This is a genomic window from Komagataeibacter sp. SM21, from assembly GCF_041402665.1.
GTDB lineage: Bacteria > Pseudomonadota > Alphaproteobacteria > Acetobacterales > Acetobacteraceae > Komagataeibacter > Komagataeibacter saccharivorans.
Map to the genome: position 1 here is coordinate 115,701 of NZ_JBGLOV010000005.1, position 14,327 is coordinate 130,027.

Below are 14,327 nucleotides of genomic sequence, written 5' to 3' on the forward strand. Positions count from 1 at the left end.
GATGCGCAGGACTGTTTTCGCGGGCGTCATGGCCGCCATGCTGCCGCTGGTGGCGGGCATCGCCGCACACGCCGATACGGCCAGCGGGTTTTCAGGCCCCGTCCAGCCCCTCAATTCAGGGGAGGCGGTCTACCAGCATGTCTGTCAGGGCTGCCACATGCCCGATGGCCGGGGCGCGATGGGGGCCGGGGCGCGTTTCCCCGCCTTTGCCGACAATCCCAAACTGCAGAGCAGCGCCTACCCCGTCTATGTCGTCCTGAACGGGTATGGCGGCATGCCGTGGCTTGGCGGTATCCTCAATGACCAGCAGATTGCCGAAGTCGTCAATTACATCCGCACCCATTTCGGCAACCATTACACGGATGCCATCACCGCCCGGGACGTTGCGACCCAGCGCCCGCCCCACACCCCGGAAGAGGAATAACGCCATGCCCCGCCACACCAGAGCACTTGGCATCCTGACGCTTGTGTCCGCCATGGCCGCAGCACTGCCCGCGGCCCACGGCGCGGATGGCGTCGTGCGCCATCATGAGGGCAAATTCCCCATCGCGTCCGCCATCGAGGTACCGGCAGGGGCCGCCACCATCTATCTTAGCGGCATGGGCGCGCCGGTGGTGGATGCGAAGGCCGACCCGCATTCCATCGCAGCCTATGGCGACACGCAGGCCCAGACGCGCGGCGCGCTGAAACGCATCGAGGACACGCTGAAAACCCTCGGCCTGACCATGGGCGACATCGTGCAGATGCACATCTACATGGCGCAGGACCCCAGTCTGGGCAAACTGGATTTCGATGGCATGATGAAGGGCTATACCCAGTTCTTCGGCACGGCAACGCAGCCGGACCTGCCCACCCGTTCCGCCTTTGGCGTGGCCCATCTGGCCAATCCCGGCTGGCTGGTTGAAATAGAAGTCACCGCCGTCCGTCCGCCCGCGAAAAAGGCGGGCTGAAACAGGGCGTGATTCCACCGGCCCATGCAGGCCGCCGCCATGCGGGGCCGGTGACGCGGATGCAATCGCGGATGCCGCCATGGCGCATGGCTGCCTGTGGCATGGCGTAGGGCGGGGCGTGCTTGCCGCGGGCGGGCGATGGGATCATCATCGCCGCGACAGAACCGTGGAGAGACAGATATGCCAACCCTGTTCACCCCCCTGAAGGTGGGCGCGCTGACGCTGCCCAACCGGATCATCATGGCCCCGCTGACCCGCCTGCGCGCGGGTGCGGGTCATATTCCCAACGATCTCATGGCTACCTATTACGCCCAGCGCGCGCTGGCGGGGCTGATCCTGTCCGAAGCGACGCCCGTTACCCCGCAGGGTATCGGATATGAGGGCGTGCCGGGCATCTGGACGGCCGAACAGGCGGAAGGGTGGAAAAAGATCACATCCGCCGTGCATGAGGTGGGCGGGCGCATTTTCCTGCAACTATGGCATGTGGGGCGGATTTCGGACCCGTATTTCCTTGATGGCCAGCTTCCCGTGGCCCCCAGCGCCATCGCGGCGAAAGGCCATGTCAGCCTGCTGCGGCCAAAGCGCGATTACGTCACCCCCCGCGCGCTGGAAACGGATGAAATACCCGGCATCGTCGCCGCCTTCCGCCGGGGCGCGGAACTGGCGCAGGTGGCCGGTTTCGATGGCGTGGAAATCCATGGGGCCAATGGCTACCTGCTGGACCAGTTCCTGCAGGATTCCACCAACCACCGCACCGACCGCTATGGCGGGTCGATTGAAAACCGCGCCCGGCTGATGCTGGAAGTGACCGACGCCGCCATTGACGTATGGGGCGCGGACCGTGTGGGCATGCACCTCTCGCCGCGCTGCGACCTGCATGACATGGGCGATTCCAGCCCCGCCGCCACCTTTGGCCATGTCGCCACCGAACTGGGGCGGCGCGGCATCGCGTTCATCTGCGCGCGTGAAGCCGAAGGACCGGACAGCCTTGGCCCGCAGCTTAAAAAGCAGTTTGGCGGCGTGTATATCGCCAATGAACGCTTCACCGGCGCCAGTGCCGAAAAGGCGGTTGAGGAAGGCCGGGCCGACGCCGTGGCCTTCGGTCAGGCATTCATCGCCAATCCCGACCTGCCCGAACGCATGCGCGCGGGCGTGGACCTGACCCCGCCCGATCCGTCCACCTTCTATACCCACGGCCCGCAGGGATACGTGGATTATCCAACCGCAGGCGAATCAGGCGACTGACGGCCCGGCCCGGTGCCATGGCCCGTCCGCCGGGGCGGGCCATGGGTGCCCCCGCATCAATATATTAACCTAAACTGATAAGTTATCCTTCACATGCGGGTGCTGCATGTGCCATCATCACGGCATGGACACGCACACACCCCACGGTGCCCGCGCCGCCCGCGTGGCGGAGGACCTGCGCCTGCTGGTCGGAAAGCTCAAGCGCCGCCTGCGTGAGCAGTCCGACGGGGGCGACCTGACCCCATCGCAGACAGCGGTGCTGCTGCGGCTGGAAAAACATGGCCCCGCCACCGCGTCCGCCCTCGCGCGGGCCGAAGCCATGCGCCCGCAATCCATGGGACGGATCATCACGGTGCTGGAATCCCATGGCCTGATCGCGGGCACGCCGGACCCCGCGGATGGGCGGCAGACCCTGCTGGCGCTGACCGATACATGCCGCGAATGGCTGGCCAGGGGCCGTGCCGCGCGTCAGGACTGGCTGTGTACCGCCATCACCACACATCTTGACGCGCATGAGCAGGACGAACTGCTTGCCGCCGTGGCCCTGCTGCGGCGCGTAATCGGGGAGTGACGGTCCGCGCCATCCCCCGCCACCCCTTATCCAAGCCGAGGCCCGCATGACCATAACCACACTGGACCCCAAAACGGCCCTGATCGTCATTGACATGCAGAAGGGGATTGTCGATCTGCCGCTGGTCCATCCCATCAAGCCGATCATCGAACGTACGCAGGACCTGCTGAACACGTTCCGCGCGCGCGGCCTGCCTGTCGTGCTGGCGCGGGTGGTGGGCACCGCGCCGGGGCGCACCGAAAGCCCGCGCTTCGACCCCGATGGCGTGCCCGACGACTTTGCCGATCTGATCCCGGCCCTGAACCAGCAGTCCAGCGACATCGTATGCGCCAAGCGGTCTTGGGGGGCGTTCGCCACCACGGACCTGGAATCCCGGCTGAAGGGCATGGGGGTGACGCAGGTGGTCGTGATCGGCGTCGCCACCGCTACGGGGGTGGAGGCCACGGCGCGACAGGCCTATGAGGCGGGCTTCAACGTCACCCTTGCATCCGACGTGATGACCGACATCCGCGAGGAAGCACATGATTACAGCCTGAAGCACGTCTTTCCCCGGCTGGGGGAAGTCGGCACCACGTCCGACATCATCGGCATGATGGGCCGCGAAAAGCGGGGGCAGTGAACCCCACGCGGCCGGGCGGCATCTGGCGGCCCTTCGGGCATTTCAATTACCGGCTGTGGGCGGCGGGCGCGCTGGTGTCCAATATCGGGACATGGGTGCAGCGCACGGCGCAGGACTGGCTGGTGCTGACCGAACTGTCACGCCACAGCGCATCGGCGGTGGGCGTGGTCATGGCGTTGCAGTTCGGCCCGCAGCTTGTCCTGCTGCCATGGACCGGGGTTGCCGCCGACCGTTATGACCAGCGCAGGCTGCTTATGCTGACACAGGCGGCCATGGGCGGGCTGGCGCTGGTTCTGGGCGTGCTGACGCTCATGCATGTGGTGCGGTTGTGGGAGGTGTGCGTTTTCGCCGCCCTGTTCGGTTCGGCTGCGGCATTTGATTCGCCCGCGCGGCAGACTTTCGTGGGTGAACTGGTGGGGGATGCGGACCTGCCCGCCGCCGTGGCGGTCAATTCCATGTCGTTCAATGGCGCGCGGATGATCGGCCCCGCCATATGCGGGCTGCTGATCGCATGGGTGGGGACGGGATGGGCGTTCATGCTCAATGGCGTGTCGTTCATCGCCGTCCTGATGTCCCTGCGGCTGCTGCGCCGGGGCGACCTGCTGGCCAAGCCGCGTACCCCGCGCGGACGCGGCGCGTTCATGCAGGGGCTGCGCTATGTCTGGGGGCGTCACGACCTGCGCAGCGTGCTGGTGATGCTGTTCCTGATCGGGACGTTCGGGCTGAACTTTCCCATTTTCATCTCCACCATGGCGGTCAAGGTGTTTCATGCCGATGCGCGGCAGTACGGGATGCTGTCCTCCATCATGGCGGCGGGGACGTTCGCCGGGGCGTTCCTGAGCGCACGCAGCACGCGCGACCGTTTCGGGTCCCTGCTGTGGGGGGCGGTGATTTTTGGCATCGGCTGCACGCTGGCGGCGTGCGCGCCGACCTACTGGACATTTGCGGCCGCCCTTATGGTGATCGGGGTTGCGACGCTGCTGTTCACCAGCACGTCCAACAGCCTTATGCAGCTTGCGACCGAACCGGCCATGCGCGGGCGGGTGATGGCGCTGCGCGTGGGCATTGCGCTGGGTGGCACGCCCGTTGGCGCGCCCTTCGTGGGATGGGTGGCGGACAGTTTTGGCGCGCGGGCGGCATTGATGGTGGGGGCGGCATCAGGCTTCGGCGCGGCACTGATCGGCTGGCGTGCCCGGCATGCAGCCGCCACCCGTAATTAGGGCAACACCCGGCGACTTCACAAAACACCACCCGCGCCCATAAGGCGGGCGCGGGCAGGGATCAGATTTCCGCCGCCGGGTCGGGCTGCGTGTTGACCTCGCCAGCCCCGTCGGCTTCGTCGGCATGATCGGGCAGGCGATCGGACAGCAGGGCGCGGGGGCGGCCGATCCACAGCCCGTCGCACAGATGGTCGCGGCGGGGATTGCGCGTATTGGGATGGATCAGGATGTTCAGCCCGCCATGATTGAGCATGAGCCATGGCACAAGCGCCGCGAATACCGGCGTAGCGAAGGCGATCTGGTACATGGGGGCCACATGCGGGCCGACCGGCACGTCATGCCACCGCCCCAGCCGGACGGGAAAACGCGCGGCGATCAGGTCGCGCAGGCGGGTGGCCGTGGCGCGGCCCGTGGCGTCATCGAAATAGACATGGGCATGGTAGCTGGCGATTTCGGCCACGCGGCGGGGGGATGGGCTGGCGTCGGTCATGGGGCGGGTCGGTTCCTGTAAGGGCGTGCGGCGGCGGCCATCGCGCATCGGTGGGCGTATAACGCGCGGCGGGGCGTGGGGGCTGTTTCAAAAAACGGTCAGGACAGCACACCGTCCGCCATGCCCGCCCGCGCGTATGATCCCGCCTGTATCCGGCCCCCCGGTCAATGCGCGCAGGCGAATGACGCCCTGACTGCGCCCGGAATGTGGCACGGGCAGGGCAGGGCGTGCATTATTTCCACACCCACTTGCCAACCACGCGGCCATTGATGACCAGATCGGCGGCGTCGACCTCATCCACGGGGTAGGTGGGATTGACGCTGATGATGCGGATGCGCGGCGGGCGGGAATTGGGCACCAGCATAAGCTGCTTCAGCACCACGCCCATGCCGTTCCACAGCACGTACACCCCGTCGGGCGAGGGCACGCGGTGGCCGGTATCGACCAGCACGCGGTCGCCCGCCATGAATTCCGGCTCCATCGAATTGCCCGCCACGCGGATGATGGCAAGCCCGCCGGTATCGGGCAGGTAGTTGCGGATGAAATCACGCGGGATGCGCCATGAATCCAGCGTGGGATGGCTTTCACCATCGCCGCAGGCCGTGTGATCCACGATCGCGCCCGCCCCGGCCTGTGGCGAGATGTCGTATTCATGCACCGTAACCGCCCCGTCATCATCATGCAGCGGCAGGGTGGCGCGTTCCGCCCGGCGGATGCTTTCGTTCAGGTCGGTTTCCCCCGGCACGATGCCGCACAGCCCCCATATCTCCGCCGGGGCGATGGGCGGGTCGCCCCGGTCCGTCAGCAGCGGGACAAGGCGGCGGACCATGTCAACGGGAATGAAATCCTTCTTCAGCTTGTTTTCATAGAAGGCGTAGCTGGAAAACTTCTCCCCCATGCCCAGATCGCGCGCCAGGCCGCGCACGGTATAGCCCGCGCGTTCACGCAGCGCCTTCAGGCGCTGTGCTGCGGGACTGGCCCCCGATGCGCTGCTGCCGCGCAGCAGGTCGCTGGCGGTGCAGCCCAGAACGGCGGCCACCTTTTCCAGCCGGTCGCCGCCGGGGTGACGCGACTTGCCGCGCAGGATGTCATGCACGTACGTCTCGTTCAGGCCGGCGCGCTCGGCCAGACGTTTCTTGTTCAGGTTGAGCAGCGCCATGCGGCGCTCGATCTCGGCTGCGGCGGGGGAGCGTGTATCCATAATGGGAACTGTCCCATAATCCGGCGGCATGCGGTAGAGGGGACATATCCCATTACCGCTTGACATATTGGGAAATGTCCCATATCTATCCGGCCATGCCCGCACGCCCTTCCACCCCCATCCCGCCCGACCTGCACCGCGTCGCGCGGCTGGGCTGGCATGTCTATCCCGTGCGGCGGGGATCGCGCGCGGCGTGCTTCCGTGGCGCGGTGGATGCCGCCACATGCGATATGGACACCATCGCCACATGGTGCGCGCGCTGGCCCGGCTGTGGCTGGCGGGTGGTGACGGGGCCATCGGGGCTGTTCGCGCTGGATGTGGACCGTCCGGGCACCCATGCCGCCGATGGGGTGGCGGCGCTGGCGGCCCTCGTGCGCCAGCACGGTCCGCTGCCCCCGCGCCCGATGACGCGCACCGGCGGGTCGGGCGGTGCGGTGCTGTTTTTCCGCCATCGTGGCGAATCCCTGCGCGGGCAGTCCGGCTGCCCCGCCCCCGGTCTAGACCCGCACCGGGGGCGGCAGGCCGTCACCATCCCGCCCGCCATCCATGCCGCAACGGGCGGGGTCTATACATGGCGCGTCCCGCCGTGGCAGGTGCCGCCGCCGCCAATCCCGTCATGGCTTGCCCGCCTGCTGGCCCCCACCGATGATACCCTGCCGCCCCCGCCGCGCCGTGTGAACAGCGCGCGGGCGCAGGGGGCGCTGGTGCGCGCGCTGCATGCGGTATGCGACGCGCCCGCGGGTACGGCCAATACCACGCTGAACGCCCGCGCCTACGCGCTGGGCCGATGGTGCGGGGCGGGGCTGCTGGATGTGGCCACGGCGCGCGACACGCTGTTACATGCGGCGGCGCGGCGGCATATTCCTGTAGCCGAGGCACGGGCCACGGTCCGCTCCGGCCTGAATGCGGGCCAGCGCAATCCGCGCATGCCGTTTCATGGGTAATGCGTCCCGTGCGTGCGGAGCAAAACCCTGTCCTGACATGTCAGGGGGTACAAAACCCGCGCCCCCGCATCCCCGATCCATGGCTGCCGCCACCCTGTTTCAGCCCGTGCGCCGTGCCGCGCAGCAATCCCTGCACCCGTGCGGATGGCTGCTGATACGGGCCCCTTTTTACCCGAAAGAGCGGACGCGCCCGCGCCCCGGCGCAGCGCCCTGCCGCCCACAGGGTCGGTCCTGCGTATTCGGCCGGGTGATGGGGTGGACCGCTCTGCTGTTCAGAAAAGCAGCGACGGCGACATTCCGCCATGTCCGGCTCCGTGCCGGAGCGCAGCACCTGTCCCAGCCGCCAGACCGGCTGGTATCGCGCCATCCCCTCCTTACCCGCAAAAGCGGGCACGCCTGCATCCCGTCATGCCCGGCAATGCGCCGGACGGCAGCAGCTATCCTGCCGCCAGCGCAGCCCGTTTTCCGGGGCCTGCGGGATCGATCCTGTCCATTCTCCTTTCCGCCCGCGCAGATCCCATGGGATCTGCGCGGTTCAGCAGGGTCGGGCATGACCGCATCATGTTCGACGCACCGTTTCCACAGCCTGCCTCAGCCAGCCTGTATGCCGGTCATGCGCCGTGGCGGGCGGTGTTACGGGCTGCCCGCCCGTCATGATGACCGGCACAGCCAGCAAAGGCCCCGCCATGTATGACCGCACACCCGCCATGCCATGGGGCATGCCTGCCATGGCGGCGACGCCACCGCCTGCGTGGATGGACCTGCTGGTGCGCGGGCCGCGCGGGGTTGCGCCGTCGCTCAGCAACTGTCTGGTGCTGCTGGGGCACGATCCCGCCCTGCGCGGGCTGGTGGCGTGGGACGAATTCGCCTGCCGCAGCATGGTCACGCGCGCGCCGCCCCCGGCCTTTGACGGCGCGCCCCCGCCGCCGGGTCCATATCCACGCGCGATGGACGACATGGATGTCGCGCTGGTGCAGGCTTACATGCAGCGCGCCTATGGCCTGCCGGTCAGTCGCGCCGTAGCCGAACAGGCCAGCCGCACCGCCGCAGGGCTGTGCCGCCGCCATCCGGTGCGCGAATGGCTCAATGGCCTGCGCTGGGATGGCACGCCGCGCCTTGCGACGTGGCTGCATCATGCGCTGGGCACGGTGGATGATGGCTACCATGCCGCCGTGGGCACGCGTTTCCTTGCCGCCAGCGTGCGCCGGGTGCGCGAACCGGGCTGCAAGTTCGATTACGTGCCGGTTCTGGAGGGGCCGCAGGGCATGGGTAAAAGCCGCCTTCTGGCCGCGCTGTTCAGCCCGCCCTGGTTCAAGGACGACCTGCCGCGCGACCTGGGCGACAAGGACGCGGCGCAGGGCCTGCTGGGGGTATGGTGCGTGGAGCTGGGGGAACTGCAGGCGCTGGGGCGCAGTTCCAGCCGGGACGCCAAGGCGTTTTTCAGCCGCCAGCAGGACCGGTACCGCCCCAGCTACGGCGCATTTGAAGTGACGCGCCCCCGGCAATGCGTGTTCGCAGGCACGACGAACGAGCGTGAATACCTGACTGATCCCACCGGCAACCGCCGCTACTGGCCCATTAGCTGCACCCGCGCGGATATTGACTGGGTTGTGGCATGGCGCGAACAGTTATGGGCGGAAGCGGCGGCGCGTGAGGCCACGGCCCCGATCCCCCTGTGGCTGGAGGACGCGCATCTGCACGCCGCCGCCCGGCAGGCGCAGGATACCCGCATGCACGAAGACCCGTGGCATGATCCCGTCAACGCATGGCTGCGCACCCGTGGCGCGGCCAGCGTGCGAATGGCCGACGTGCTGCATATGGCGCTGGGCCTGCCACGCGACCGGCAGAACCGCGCCAGCCAGAACCGTGCGGCCAGCGTATTGCGCGCGCTGGGCTGGACACGGCGCAAGATCCGCAGCGGCACGGAGACATACTGGGCATGGTCAGCAGCGCCCGAGGGCGATGCAGGCCCACAGCCGGGATCATGATGGCGGTGGGCGGTTGCGGCGTATCGGGACCGTCACGCTTTCGATAGCGGAGTGACGGCAGGGGCCTGACCGGCTCCCGCCCGCGACCACACGCCAGCGGACAGGCGGTGTTCCCCTGTGCCGTTCTGGTCAGTTTCCCGGTTTCCGGCGGCGCGGGCGTCTGTTCCCTCCGTTCCGCAGGGGTGCGGCCATATGTACGGGCTTCGATAACCCTGTATCCCAAAGGGGAGGGAACACAGGGAACATGCCCTGCCTTTCCGCACCACCACATGGCTACAAAGCGCCGCGCAACCGCCCCGGCGTTCTGCACGGTCATTTTCCGGGCACGCGATCCCCGCCAGCCCCGCACCCGTGCCGCCCGTGGGAACAGCCGCGCGCTACCATCCATGGTGTCCGGTCAGGTGACGGGCAGCCGTGCCCCTTTGTTGCACGACGCCGGCTGGCGCAGATGTCCCGGATACATGGCGGCAGGACGGCGTGCCGTTCAGTCAGGGCAGGGGTGGATATATCCCCTTCGGGCAAGGGATGTGGGGATTTCGGGCCGCCGTCCGGCGGGGCGATCGGGTACGGGACGCGCTGCCTGCATGACGAATCGTTAGAATGATCCTGTCGCACACCGTCGCACAGGAAATATCATGGCCGTACCGCATAGCCGCACCCCCGTTGCCCCCACGCCCGCGCGCAATAACCCCGATGGCGTTCCCCACCGTATTGCCGCCCTGCTGCGTGCGGACCGGCGGGCGCGGTTGCTGGCGCGTGACATTGCAGCCGGGCTGAAGCCGGACATGGGCACGGACGGTCCCGCCGCCAGCGCCCGCGTGGTGGAAACTGTCCAGATCGACATGGTGCCGCACACGCGTCCGCACACCGTGCGCCGGTTCAGTGATACCTGCACGCTGGACCGGCTGTTCCACCGCGTCAACGCCGCCCTGACTGCCGACCAGCATGCGGCGGGCCTGCGTTTTCGGGCCTGCTGGCTGCGCAGCACGCGCCATGGCGGACTGGTGCAGCGCTACACGCCCCATACCGGCAGCGGGTCAGGCACCCTGGAGGACACCGAGGCCAGCGTACACGCCCGCCGTGCAATAGATCGCGCGCTGTCCCTGCTGACACCGGCCCGCGCCCGCGTCATCTGTGCGGTATGCGGCATGGACGAAAATCCCGGCACCCGCATCCGCACGCTGCATACGGCGCTGGATATCCTGCACGAACGGTGGTGAGTGAGGGCAGGGAGCGCGTGTGCCCCCATTGTCCATTGTCGGCTGCGTCCGTCTCCGCGCACGGGTCTGGCGGTCAGGCGGCAACGGCGTCATGGGATGGAAATGTCATGACCTGTCTGTGGCCAGCCTGCCACGCGGACTATTGGCACGCACGCCGCCATCGTCCTGTATCCACGGAATCCCGATGGCCTCAACCACAACCAGCCATGCCCGTCTCTGCGTGCCCGCAGGGATTTCGGCAGTTATGCCATGGCATGGGATGTCGTGCCTGTGCTGGCTTCCGGGGCCGGTCATGGGGTCAGGATTGCACGGCTGCTGGCGTATCCGTCGTGGCGCCGATGCGGCGTGGCGTGGTATGGCAAGGGTATGAACAGAACCGGTCTCTGCCTTGCCCTGCTGTCCGCCGTGCTGTTTGGCATCAGCACGCCCTTTGCCAAGCTGCTGCTGGATGGCATGACGCCACAGATGGCGGCGGGGCTGCTGTATCTGGGTTCGGGAACCGGGCTTGCGCTGGTGCTGGCCGCGCGGCGGGCGCTGCGGCTGCCCACGCATGATGAAGCGCCCCTGACGCGCGCCGATGTGCCGTGCCTGCTGGCGGTGATCGCCAGTGGCGGCGTGGCGGGGCCGCTGCTGCTCATGATCGGGCTGGCGCGCACGGATGCGGCCAGTGCGTCGCTGCTGCTGAATCTGGAAAGCATCGCGACACTGCTGATTGCGTGGGTCGTGTTCCGTGAAAACGTGGATCGCAGGCTTATGCTGGGCGCGCTGGCCATCGTGCTGGGCGCGGGCGTGCTGTCGTGGCAGGGGCATGCGACGCTGGCCCCCGGCGCGCTGTATATCGCCGCCGCCTGCCTGTGCTGGGGGATCGACAATAACCTGAGCGGGCGGCTGTCGGCGGCTGACCCGGTGCGGATCGCCATGATAAAGGGCGTGGCGGCGGGCAGCGTGAACCTTCTGGTCGCGCTGCTGGTGCAGCATGCGGGCCTGCCGGGGGCGGGGATTGCCGCCGGGGCCGCCGTGGTGGGCTTTCTGGGCTATGGCGTAAGTCTTGTGCTGTTCATGCTGGGCCTGCGCCACCTTGGGGCGGCGCGGACGGGGGCGTATTTTGCGCTCGCGCCCTTCATGGGGACGGTCATGTCGCTGTTCGTATTCCATACGCATGATATTGCGCGCCTGCTGGTGGCCGGGGTGCTGATGGGGATCGGGCTATGGCTGCACCTGACCGAACGCCATTCCCATTACCATGTGCATGAACCCATGGAGCACACCCATCGCCATACGCACGATGCCCACCACCAGCACACCCATGGCCCCGACGACCCGCCGGGCGAACCGCATACCCACCGGCACGTCCATACCGAACTGGCGCACACCCACGCCCATTACCCGGACCTGCACCATCGGCACGGTCACGATCATGACCATGAATCCGGGCATACCCATGCCGCGTAAGGCCGGACGGGAAGGATGCCCGTAATCGCGCATCCGGCGCGCGACCAGTGATGGATGCGCCCATCAGCCTGTATGGGATGAAGGGCCGGCAGGTGCGGCACTGACCGCTGTAACGACCATGTCGGTCATGCCCGCGCAAGATGCAGGGATGGTTCCCGTAAATGCCTTGCAGGCGGTATCTGTTGTTCTGGATGGCGCTTATCAGTCCCTGAAAATACCGGATCTGTGCAACGCTTTTTCGAGGATGTTCCGCATTTTGGTATCGGATGCCGCTTTCAGGTCGGAAAACTTTATTTTGCTGGGGTGGAACCTGTTTATCCCCTCCACATGGTCTTCAAACATCCGGGTGAATTCCTCCGGGTCCCGCCAGTTCAGCATGTTCAGGTCCCAGTACGCGTAATCCCACCATCTGATCTGAAGCATTTTTTCGATGATTCTGTCATCAAACCGCATCTTTATTATTCTGGCCGGATTGCCGCCAACGATGGCGTAGGGGGGCACATCCTTCGTGACGACCGACCCGGCGGCCACGACCGCGCCGTCATGAATTGTAATGCCGCCCTTGACCATGACCCTGGTGCCGATCCAGCAGTCATTACCAATGACTATTCTGCCATAATCCGTATCGAACGGCAGTATTTTCCAATCCCTGCCGTGCTGATGCGCCAGTTCGCGGTAATAATCATCCGTCGTAACCGGGCTGGAGGTTACGAAATCGACCGGATGAATCTTGCTGAAATCGGTAAAGCCATGGGAAATGGACGAATATCTGCCCACGGATACATCCGCATAGATTTTTGAAAAGGAATAGGAAAACGCCCCGCACTGAAAAAGCGTATTGGTCTTGAACCAGGTATGGCTTTCTATTTCAGCCGATTCATTTTTGCATTGTATGAATATTTTTTTGCTATCGACATTGATATTGTTTTGTTCAAGAGCGTTTATTAGTTCTTTATTTGAAATTATTTTCATCTGATTGATCCCCCCCTTATATCGCTACGATACTGATTCTTCATGTAAAAAACTGTTCAATGATCTTTTTTTCATATAACAGTGAAACAAAATATAGAATTAAAATTTACACCATAAATATCCTGTTTTATCTATCATTCACGCACTTCGGTACATAAAATATCCCCATTTACTAATGAATTCTGGTTATATATGCCATGCTGATACCTGTGTGATAACCAATGCCTGCCCTTTTTTGCAAAATCATGGCAGATACTTCCGCAGGGCGCGCGGATTGACACCATCCCCGCCCCAAACCAACATGTGTGTCCGTAAAGGGCTGTTTCGGGTGCCGGGACTGCCGGATGACGCGAAAGGGTGGCGTGATGGACTGGTACGAAGGCTGGCGTGAAGCAGATCTGCCATCATGGCTGGCGACGCCACGGCAGGATTTTGACCGTCTGGCCGCAGTACTCCTGCCCGAAGCGGGCAATCTGCTGGTAACGCAGGGGGTTTTTGCCCCGCTTGGCGCGGTGCTGGACCAGCGTGGCGGCATCGAACGGGTGGATAATCCGCCCGACACGGCGGATGCGGAAGGCCAGCTTGCCCATGTGCAGGGCCTGCTGCGTGACAGGGTGCGTGCTGGCCCGCGCCGGGCGGCGGCGTGTGTGGTCAACTGCACCGTCATCCTGCCCGGACAGAATGATCCGGGCACGGCGGCCATTGTCATGTGCGCCCATCGTGATGGCACGGCAGCGCAGATCGTGTTTCCCTATGGCTTCATCAACGGACAGGTGAAGTTCGACGCCCCGCTGCTGGAGGACGGGATACAGGACATTTTCCCGCCCATCCGGCTGCGGCCCTACGTCCGCAGCCATCCTGCGCGGGCGGCGGGCTATACCATTGGCGTTTTTGTGGTCCACGGCATTGACCGGGCCGAAGTGCTGCGCCGTTTTGCCATGACCGATAGCGGCGTGGCGGAGGATGCGCGCCCGGCCTGCCGCGCCGTGGCCTCGCTGCCGGGGGGATGGACCGCGCTGTGGTGCAACAGCGCCGACGATGCCCGCGCCCACCTTGCCACCCTGCCGGAACGCGGGGCGGGGGCCACCATCGTCACCTCCTTTATCGACGAACCCGCCTATCGCAGCGCCGCCGCCTGTTACCGCGACGGGGTGGAAATCTGGTCCGTCACCCATGATGGCGCGACAGGCCCGCATGACCTGAACGTAACCGGCACGCCGCCTGCGCAGTTGTCCGACATCATCGCGGATATGGAAAAGGAGGAGGCCGATTGCGGCTATCCGCCCGGCGCGATTGATTTCTGGTTCGACATTCCCGTCGCCCTTGTCCAGTGCGTAACCGGTTTCAGCTACTGCCAGATTGATGAAAACACGCCTGTTTTCAACAAGATAGTCGAAAACGACCTGCCTGCGTAAGATATGGCGGCCCGTGGGCGCATGCGGCCCTGAAATACTG

At 65.6% G+C, this 14,327-nt stretch carries 17 protein-coding genes; 12 read left to right on the forward strand and 5 right to left on the reverse strand.

Translation table 11 applies throughout. From position 1 onward, the window contains the following. Position 1 precedes the first annotated feature (1 nt). The 6 genes from ACBR42_RS07120 to ACBR42_RS07145 all read left to right on the forward strand — a co-directional run bounded on the left by ACBR42_RS07120 (position 2) and on the right by ACBR42_RS07145 (position 4,605). Positions 2-424 carry a cytochrome c gene (locus ACBR42_RS07120; protein ID WP_371207662.1) on the forward strand — a complete coding sequence of 141 codons (423 nt, stop codon included), beginning with the start codon at positions 2-4 and terminating at the stop codon, positions 422-424. 4 nt (positions 425-428) lie between these two features. Continuing rightward, complete coding sequence (locus ACBR42_RS07125) at positions 429-950, forward strand: RidA family protein (protein WP_371207594.1); 522 nt, start codon at positions 429-431, stop codon at positions 948-950. A 180-nt stretch (positions 951-1,130) separates the two neighbouring features. After that, positions 1,131-2,195, forward strand: coding sequence for an alkene reductase (locus ACBR42_RS07130; protein ID WP_371207595.1), 1,065 nt, complete (start codon positions 1,131-1,133; stop codon positions 2,193-2,195). Positions 2,196-2,319: 124 nt separating this feature from the next. Beyond that, on the forward strand, positions 2,320-2,766 hold the full coding sequence (locus ACBR42_RS07135) for a MarR family winged helix-turn-helix transcriptional regulator (protein ID WP_110547855.1): 447 nt from the start codon (positions 2,320-2,322) through the stop codon (positions 2,764-2,766). A 46-nt stretch (positions 2,767-2,812) separates the two neighbouring features. Next, entirely contained in the window at positions 2,813-3,385 is a 573-nt protein-coding gene (locus ACBR42_RS07140; protein WP_110547818.1) for an isochorismatase family protein, read from the forward strand. Continuing rightward, positions 3,382-4,605 (forward strand): MFS transporter, encoded by a 1,224-nt coding sequence (locus ACBR42_RS07145; RefSeq protein WP_207918738.1) that lies wholly within the window; start codon positions 3,382-3,384, stop codon positions 4,603-4,605. The genes ACBR42_RS07140 and ACBR42_RS07145 overlap by 4 nt, the downstream gene beginning before the upstream one ends. Before the next feature lie 61 nt (positions 4,606-4,666). Here the strand turns inward: ACBR42_RS07145 and ACBR42_RS07150 are convergent, their stop codons facing one another. Continuing rightward, on the reverse strand, positions 4,667-5,095 hold the full coding sequence (locus tag ACBR42_RS07150; protein ID WP_102323788.1) for a DOPA 4,5-dioxygenase family protein: 429 nt from the start codon (positions 5,093-5,095) through the stop codon (positions 4,667-4,669). A gap of 232 nt (positions 5,096-5,327) precedes the next feature. Further along, on the reverse strand, positions 5,328-6,296 hold the full coding sequence (locus ACBR42_RS07155; RefSeq protein WP_102324233.1) for a S24 family peptidase: 969 nt from the start codon (positions 6,294-6,296) through the stop codon (positions 5,328-5,330). A gap of 74 nt (positions 6,297-6,370) precedes the next feature. Between ACBR42_RS07155 and ACBR42_RS07160 the strand changes: the two genes are divergently transcribed. Continuing rightward, the gene (locus tag ACBR42_RS07160) at positions 6,371-7,240 is read left to right on the forward strand and encodes a bifunctional DNA primase/polymerase (RefSeq protein WP_371207596.1); all 870 of its coding nucleotides are present in this window, start codon (positions 6,371-6,373) and stop codon (positions 7,238-7,240) included. A gap of 40 nt (positions 7,241-7,280) precedes the next feature. On the opposite strand, the gene ACBR42_RS07165 is transcribed toward ACBR42_RS07160, so the two are convergent. Beyond that, positions 7,281-7,634, reverse strand: coding sequence for a hypothetical protein (locus tag ACBR42_RS07165; RefSeq protein WP_371207597.1), 354 nt, complete (start codon positions 7,632-7,634; stop codon positions 7,281-7,283). 226 nt (positions 7,635-7,860) lie between these two features. On the opposite strand from ACBR42_RS07165, the gene ACBR42_RS07170 reads away from it, so the two are divergent. The 3 genes from ACBR42_RS07170 to ACBR42_RS07180 all read left to right on the forward strand — a co-directional run bounded on the left by ACBR42_RS07170 (position 7,861) and on the right by ACBR42_RS07180 (position 10,448). Beyond that, positions 7,861-9,228 (forward strand): VapE domain-containing protein, encoded by a 1,368-nt coding sequence (locus ACBR42_RS07170; protein ID WP_371207598.1) that lies wholly within the window; start codon positions 7,861-7,863, stop codon positions 9,226-9,228. Between the two features lie 244 nt (positions 9,229-9,472). After that, positions 9,473-9,832 (forward strand): hypothetical protein, encoded by a 360-nt coding sequence (locus ACBR42_RS07175; RefSeq protein WP_371207599.1) that lies wholly within the window; start codon positions 9,473-9,475, stop codon positions 9,830-9,832. A 31-nt stretch (positions 9,833-9,863) separates the two neighbouring features. Continuing rightward, positions 9,864-10,448 (forward strand): hypothetical protein, encoded by a 585-nt coding sequence (locus ACBR42_RS07180; RefSeq protein ID WP_371207600.1) that lies wholly within the window; start codon positions 9,864-9,866, stop codon positions 10,446-10,448. Between the two features lie 105 nt (positions 10,449-10,553). Here the strand turns inward: ACBR42_RS07180 and ACBR42_RS07185 are convergent, their stop codons facing one another. Next, positions 10,554-10,742 (reverse strand): hypothetical protein, encoded by a 189-nt coding sequence (locus ACBR42_RS07185; protein ID WP_371207601.1) that lies wholly within the window; start codon positions 10,740-10,742, stop codon positions 10,554-10,556. Between the two features lie 72 nt (positions 10,743-10,814). Here ACBR42_RS07185 and ACBR42_RS07190 point away from each other — a divergent pair, with 72 nt between their 5' ends. Continuing rightward, the gene (locus ACBR42_RS07190; RefSeq protein ID WP_371207602.1) at positions 10,815-11,900 is read left to right on the forward strand and encodes an EamA family transporter; all 1,086 of its coding nucleotides are present in this window, start codon (positions 10,815-10,817) and stop codon (positions 11,898-11,900) included. A gap of 201 nt (positions 11,901-12,101) precedes the next feature. Here ACBR42_RS07190 and ACBR42_RS07195 read toward each other — a convergent pair whose 3' ends face one another. Further along, on the reverse strand, positions 12,102-12,872 hold the full coding sequence (locus ACBR42_RS07195; RefSeq protein ID WP_371207603.1) for a CatB-related O-acetyltransferase: 771 nt from the start codon (positions 12,870-12,872) through the stop codon (positions 12,102-12,104). Positions 12,873-13,216: 344 nt separating this feature from the next. Here ACBR42_RS07195 and ACBR42_RS07200 point away from each other — a divergent pair, with 344 nt between their 5' ends. Beyond that, entirely contained in the window at positions 13,217-14,287 is a 1,071-nt protein-coding gene (locus ACBR42_RS07200) for a hypothetical protein (protein WP_371207604.1), read from the forward strand. The last annotated feature ends 40 nt before the right edge of the window (positions 14,288-14,327 follow it).

Coding starts and splice junctions, on each gene's coding strand:
- ACBR42_RS07135 (WP_110547855.1), top strand. CDS start 2,320: ATGGACACGCACACACCCCACGGTGCCCGCGCCGCCCGCGTGGCGGAG.
- ACBR42_RS07180 (WP_371207600.1), top strand. CDS start 9,864: ATGGCCGTACCGCATAGCCGCACCCCCGTTGCCCCCACGCCCGCGCGC.
- ACBR42_RS07125 (WP_371207594.1), top strand. CDS start 429: ATGCCCCGCCACACCAGAGCACTTGGCATCCTGACGCTTGTGTCCGCC.
- ACBR42_RS07120 (WP_371207662.1), top strand. CDS start 2: ATGCGCAGGACTGTTTTCGCGGGCGTCATGGCCGCCATGCTGCCGCTG.
- ACBR42_RS07140 (WP_110547818.1), top strand. CDS start 2,813: ATGACCATAACCACACTGGACCCCAAAACGGCCCTGATCGTCATTGAC.
- ACBR42_RS07155 (WP_102324233.1), bottom strand. CDS start 6,296: ATGGATACACGCTCCCCCGCCGCAGCCGAGATCGAGCGCCGCATGGCG.
- ACBR42_RS07160 (WP_371207596.1), top strand. CDS start 6,371: ATGTCCCATATCTATCCGGCCATGCCCGCACGCCCTTCCACCCCCATC.
- ACBR42_RS07200 (WP_371207604.1), top strand. CDS start 13,217: ATGACGCGAAAGGGTGGCGTGATGGACTGGTACGAAGGCTGGCGTGAA.
- ACBR42_RS07175 (WP_371207599.1), top strand. CDS start 9,473: ATGCCCTGCCTTTCCGCACCACCACATGGCTACAAAGCGCCGCGCAAC.
- ACBR42_RS07195 (WP_371207603.1), bottom strand. CDS start 12,872: ATGAAAATAATTTCAAATAAAGAACTAATAAACGCTCTTGAACAAAAC.
- ACBR42_RS07185 (WP_371207601.1), bottom strand. CDS start 10,742: ATGACCGGCCCCGGAAGCCAGCACAGGCACGACATCCCATGCCATGGC.
- ACBR42_RS07190 (WP_371207602.1), top strand. CDS start 10,815: ATGAACAGAACCGGTCTCTGCCTTGCCCTGCTGTCCGCCGTGCTGTTT.
- ACBR42_RS07150 (WP_102323788.1), bottom strand. CDS start 5,095: ATGACCGACGCCAGCCCATCCCCCCGCCGCGTGGCCGAAATCGCCAGC.
- ACBR42_RS07130 (WP_371207595.1), top strand. CDS start 1,131: ATGCCAACCCTGTTCACCCCCCTGAAGGTGGGCGCGCTGACGCTGCCC.